This window comes from Clostridium sp. cel8, from assembly GCF_014050525.1.
GTDB lineage: Bacteria > Bacillota > Clostridia > Clostridiales > Clostridiaceae > Clostridium_B.
Genome location: NZ_JACGAG010000021.1, coordinates 1 through 5,522, shown reverse-complemented (window position 1 = coordinate 5,522; position 5,522 = coordinate 1). Strand labels below are relative to the sequence as shown.

The following is a 5,522-nucleotide window of genomic DNA, read 5'->3' as shown; positions in this document are numbered from 1 at the left end:
AGCATAGAAATAAAGCACCAGAAAACTGGTGCTAATGTTAAAAGTTTTTTGGGACATTTTCAAAAACGGTTGACACAGTTTTTTTACTTTTTTCAAAATGTTGACTTGACTTACTTTGTCGTTTTGCTTGGAACATTTTACTTCCTTGCCTTACAACGGAGAATATTATATCACAGCTTATAATGTTGTAGTATATTAAATTATGCATATAACAATTTTATTTTGCCCTATCTTCTATATTCTATTCATTTCTCATTTTTTCATATATTGATACACCTGGATAAGATTATATTGCTTTTACCTTATTATTTACATCTAGAACTAAGAATATACACAATCAATAAATAATAAATAGAATTATAAAAATTGCTATGGAATAAATATCCATAGCAATTAAATAAAATTGACTTCAAATATAATATACTTTTAATAAATATATTCATATAATATGTTTAAATGCAAATCCCAATACAACTATTCCAATAAATATCCTATATATTGCAAACACCCTCATAGGCTTTTTCTTCAAAAAACTTATAAACTTGTCTACAACTATTAATGCCACTACAAAAGAAACAACAAACCCTATTACAAGAGCTATTATTTCAGAAGCTGTCATTGCTATTTTAACCTTCAAAAGAGAATAACCACTTGCAGCTATCATTGTTGGTATTGCCAGTATAAATGAAAATTCTGCCGCTGCAACATTTGTAAGTCCACTTACCCATGCACCTATTATTGTTGATGCAGACCTTGACATTCCAGGCCAAAGTGCAAGACATTGAAAGCAACCTATTTTAAATGCCTGTTTTACATTTACATCTTCAATTCTCTTCGTACTATTTCCCCTCCTGTACTTATTTTCCATAAATATCATGAGGAAACCTCCAAATACAAGTGCAGATGCAACAGTAATAGGATTAAATAATTTATCCTGTATCATATCATCAAATAAAAATCCAATTATTGCAGCAGGTATAAATGCCACAAGTATATTAAACCACAGCTTAAATCCCCATTTTCCAGGAGCAATATTTTTAAGTGATCCAGATATTTTATCCCAATATAAAACTAATATTGCAAGTATAGCTCCAAGCTGAATAACAATTTCAAAAGTGTCCACATATGCTTTTCTATAAGTTGGATCTTGGAAATTAATCAAACTTCCTACTATTATCATATGTCCTGTAGAGGATATTGGCAAAAATTCAGTAACTCCTTCTACTATTCCTATTATAACTGCTTTAACCATAAGCATTATTTCAATTGCGCCCACTTATTTCAACTCTCTCTCTTTATAAATTTTACAACAATTTTTATTATACTATCACTTTTACTCATTATACAATAACTATATTATTAACATATTGTTACCTATATGTTATCTATATTTAATAAATTTTCATAAATATAATGTCATTAATTAATCCTAATTTATAAACATGATATAACTTTTTGATGTAAAATTAATTGTATTGTATTATAATATTTAGGAGTTAAAAATAGATAGTTCTATTTTTAAATAAAAGGTGGTGTGAAAAATTAAGATAAAATCTTTTTTAAGCATTATAATCTCAAAGTCTATTATAAAAGTATCAAAAGCTTTGTTTAAAGGGGGAAGTAACTTTCCAGGAAGAGTTGCCTTAAAATTAGATAAAAATATCCTAGAAACTATATCCAAAGACTATAAAATTATAGTTGTAACTGGTACAAATGGAAAGACGACAACTACAAGTATGATATACAATATATTAAAAGAAAATGAAAAGCATGTTATAACAAATAATACAGGTGCAAATATGCTTCCTGGAATAATATCTTGCTTTATGGAAAACTTCTCTTTTAAAAAATGTAGTAAAACAAGTTACGCAGTTATAGAATGTGATGAAGCAAATTTAACACTTCTTACAAACTATGTTACTCCTGAAATAATAACTATTACTAATCTATTCAGGGATCAATTAGATAGATATGGAGAAGTGTATACAACTTTGAAAAAAATTTTAAAAGGTATAAAAAAAGTTCCTCTTTCAAATCTTGTATTAAATGCAGATGAACCACTACTAGGTGATCTTGATGTTGAAAATAGAACTATTTACTATGGATTCAAATGCAGCTTAAACAACAAAAAAGAAGTAAAAATAAATGCTGATTCTAAATTCTGTAAAAAATGCAAACATCCATATAAATACAATTTTATAACTTACAGCCATCTAGGTGATTTTTACTGTGACAATTGTGGTTATAAAAGGCCAAATTTAGATTATGCTATAGATGAGATAAAGGAAACATCTCAAAATGGCTCACTTGTAGTGATTAATGGAGAAGAATACTACATAAATCAACCTGGTGACTACAATATATACAATGCATTATGTGCATATTCAGTAGCAAAAACTTGTGATGTACCATCATCTGTAATATATACTTCACTTAAAAATCAAAAAAGTAGCTTTGGAAGACAAGAAATTATAGATGTAGATGGTAAAGAGGTCAAAATAATCCTTGTAAAAAATCCTGCTGGTTATGATGAAGCAATAAACAGTATTTCACTTGATAATAAGAGCTTTGATTTAGCTGTTCTATTAAATGACAATTATGCAGACGGAAGAGATGTATCTTGGATATGGGATGTAAATTTTGAAAGTTTATTATCCCTTAATATAAATAACATACTAATTTCAGGAATAAGGCTATATGACATGGCAGTAAGGCTTAAAGTTGCAGGTCTTGATGAAAATAAGTTCATATTATGTGATGATTTTAAAAATCTTACTGAAAAAATCAAACAGTGTAGTGAAAACAGAGTATACATTCTTGCAACATATACTTCCATGATAGGATTTAGAAAGTACTTAAATTCAAAAGGATACATAAAAAAATTATGGTAGATAAAGAGGTGTGTTTTTATGGAACTTGACATATGTCATCTATATCCCGATCTATTAAATGTGTACGGTGATCTTGGAAATATAAAGATATTGAAATACAGAGCTGAAAAACGTGGAATAAAAGTAAATATACATAACGTATCTATAGGTGATCCTTTTGAGTGGGAAAAGTATGATATAATCTTCTTTGGAGGTGGCCAGGACTATGAACAGTCCATAGTATCTGAGGATTTAATAAAAAATAAAAAATCCGGAATAAAAGAATATATTGAAAATGGAAAGGTATTTTTATCTATATGCGGTGGATATCAACTTCTTGGGAAATACTATACTACACCAGACGGTAAAAAGCTTTCTGGACTTAATGTAATTGATATATACACAGAAAGCGGTAACAAGAGATTTATAGGAAATATAGTGATTTACAACGATACATTTAAAGAAACTTATGTTGGATTTGAAAATCATTCTGGTAGAACTTATATAGGTAACTTAAAGCCTCTTGGTAAAGTACTAAAAGGATACGGAAACAACGGGGAAGACGGATATGAAGGATGTGTATACAAAAATTGCTTTGGTACTTACTTCCACGGTTCCCTACTATCAAAAAACCCTGAACTATCTGATAGATTTTTGAAATTAGCACTATCTAAAAAATACAATAAAGAAATAAATCTCGCTCCCCTTAATGATAGCCTCGAAATAAATGCAAAAAAATTCATTTTAAAAAGAGAATTAAAAATGGATTTCAACAAAAATAATATTTATACAACATTATAACAAATATATACAAAAAAAGACAAATTCACTAAAATAAATTTTTATCAAAGTGCATTTGTCTTTTTAAGTCTAATTTAAATCTAATTAAAAATATTTAATTAAAATACCTTTTACATATAATAAAAAATTAACTTTAATATTTGCATCCAAATCTTCTTTCAAACTCAGCTATCAATCCATCTCTAAATTTTGGATGAGCTATTTTTATAAGTTCTCTAGCTCTCTGCTGAAGGGTTTTACCTCTAAGCTGAGCTATACCATATTCTGTTATTACATAGTGAACATCATTTCTAGATGTAGTTACAGCTGCACCTTTATTTAAAAATGGAACTATTCTAGAAATCTTTCCATGAGCTGCAGTAGATGGTATTGCAATAATTGACTTTCCACCTGGTGCCATACTTGCGCCTCTTGTGAAATCAATCTGTCCACCTACTCCACTTATTTGTCTCATTCCTATGCTTTCAGAACATATTTGTCCCATGAGATCTATTTCAACACATGAATTTATACAAACCATTTTAGAATTCTTCATAATAACTTGAGGATTATTTACATAATCTACTGGTCTAGATTCAAACATAGGATTATTATCTACAAAGTCATATAATCTTTTTGTTCCCATAAGGAATGTTACAACTACTTTTCCTGGATGAAGCGACTTTTTCTTATTTGTAATTACTCCTGCTTCTATTAGTTCTACAACTCCATCTGATATCATCTCTGAATGTATTCCAAGATCTTTTTTATCTTTCAAAAACAAGAGTACTGCATCAGGTATAGCACCTATTCCAAGCTGCAAAGTTGAGCCATCTTCTACAAGTGATGCACAATAACTTCCTATTTTCTTTTCAACTTCTCCAACTTTAGCTGGCTTAAGTTCAACTACAGGTCGAGAACTTTCAACTATATAATCGATATCAGAAATGTGTATAAAACAATCTCCCATAACTCTTGGCATATTTTCATTTACTTCAGCAATTACCAACTTTGCACATTCTGCAGCAGGATGTATGTAGTCATTAGATACGCCATAGCTACAAAATCCATGTTCATCAGGTTTACTTACTTCTATAAGTGCTACATCTACTGGAATATATCCTTCTTTAAAAAGCCTTGGTATTTCACTAAAAAATACTGGAATATATCCTGCTCTTCCTGAATTCACAAGTTCCTGTGTACCCTTACCTACAAATAATGAGTTGACATGAAGATATTTCTCCACACCTTCTTCTGCATATTTTGTTTCACCTTGTGGTATCATATGGTACATCTCAATATCTTTATACTTTTCCTTATTTTCAACCATTGCATTTAAAAGTACCTTAGGCTCAGCACAGGCATGGCCAAAAACTACATTACTCCCTGATTTTATATGGGATACCGCTTCATCTGCACTTACAACTTTACTTTTATACAATTCAGCTAAATTCATAAAAACCACTCCTTTAAAAGCTAATATAAATAAAAACTGATGCAAGTAAACAAAATAAATTTTAGAGTTAACACAAAACCTGCCTCTTTAATTACTATCCATTTTGTTAAACAGTTTGTTAAAAAAACTACAATTATTTGTAAACATGCACCATTCATTACACTTAATACATAATATATATTAAAATTATATATCAAGTGCATACTGATATTATATTATACTATTTTAATTTATTCAAACTAATAATAGTTTTTTTTAAGCTAAAAATACTATATTAAATCAGTATAGTATCAAATATTACCTATTTTTAACATAGCTTTATCTCTTGCTATCGTTTCCAATAAATATCCACCAGCTTAGCTGGTGGTTTTTCCTAAGCCCTATAAGGGCATATTACCAGCGTTATGCCTTAAGGC

Annotated in this window: 4 protein-coding genes; 2 read left to right on the top strand and 2 right to left on the bottom strand. The window is 29.1% G+C overall.

Translation table 11 applies throughout. The features are described 5' to 3' along the window. Positions 1-439: 439 nt before the first annotated feature. Entirely contained in the window at positions 440-1,261 is an 822-nt protein-coding gene (locus H2684_RS12210) for an undecaprenyl-diphosphate phosphatase (protein ID WP_182089676.1), read from the bottom strand. 280 nt (positions 1,262-1,541) lie between these two features. Between H2684_RS12210 and H2684_RS12205 the strand changes: the two genes are divergently transcribed. Next, on the top strand, positions 1,542-2,891 hold the full coding sequence (locus H2684_RS12205) for a Mur ligase family protein (RefSeq protein WP_182089675.1): 1,350 nt from the start codon (positions 1,542-1,544) through the stop codon (positions 2,889-2,891). Positions 2,892-2,909: 18 nt separating this feature from the next. Next, complete coding sequence (locus H2684_RS12200) at positions 2,910-3,671, top strand: type 1 glutamine amidotransferase (RefSeq protein WP_182089674.1); 762 nt, start codon at positions 2,910-2,912, stop codon at positions 3,669-3,671. Positions 3,672-3,804: 133 nt separating this feature from the next. Here the strand turns inward: H2684_RS12200 and H2684_RS12195 are convergent, their stop codons facing one another. Further along, a complete protein-coding gene (locus H2684_RS12195; protein ID WP_182089673.1) occupies positions 3,805-5,106 on the bottom strand; it encodes an acetyl-CoA hydrolase/transferase family protein in 1,302 nt (433 codons plus the stop codon). Positions 5,107-5,522: the final 416 nt, after the last annotated feature.

Excerpts from the sequence above, each read along its gene's own strand:
- H2684_RS12200 (WP_182089674.1), top strand. The coding sequence starts at position 2,910 with ATGGAACTTGACATATGTCATCTATATCCCGATCTATTAAATGTGTAC.
- H2684_RS12195 (WP_182089673.1), bottom strand. The coding sequence starts at position 5,106 with ATGAATTTAGCTGAATTGTATAAAAGTAAAGTTGTAAGTGCAGATGAA.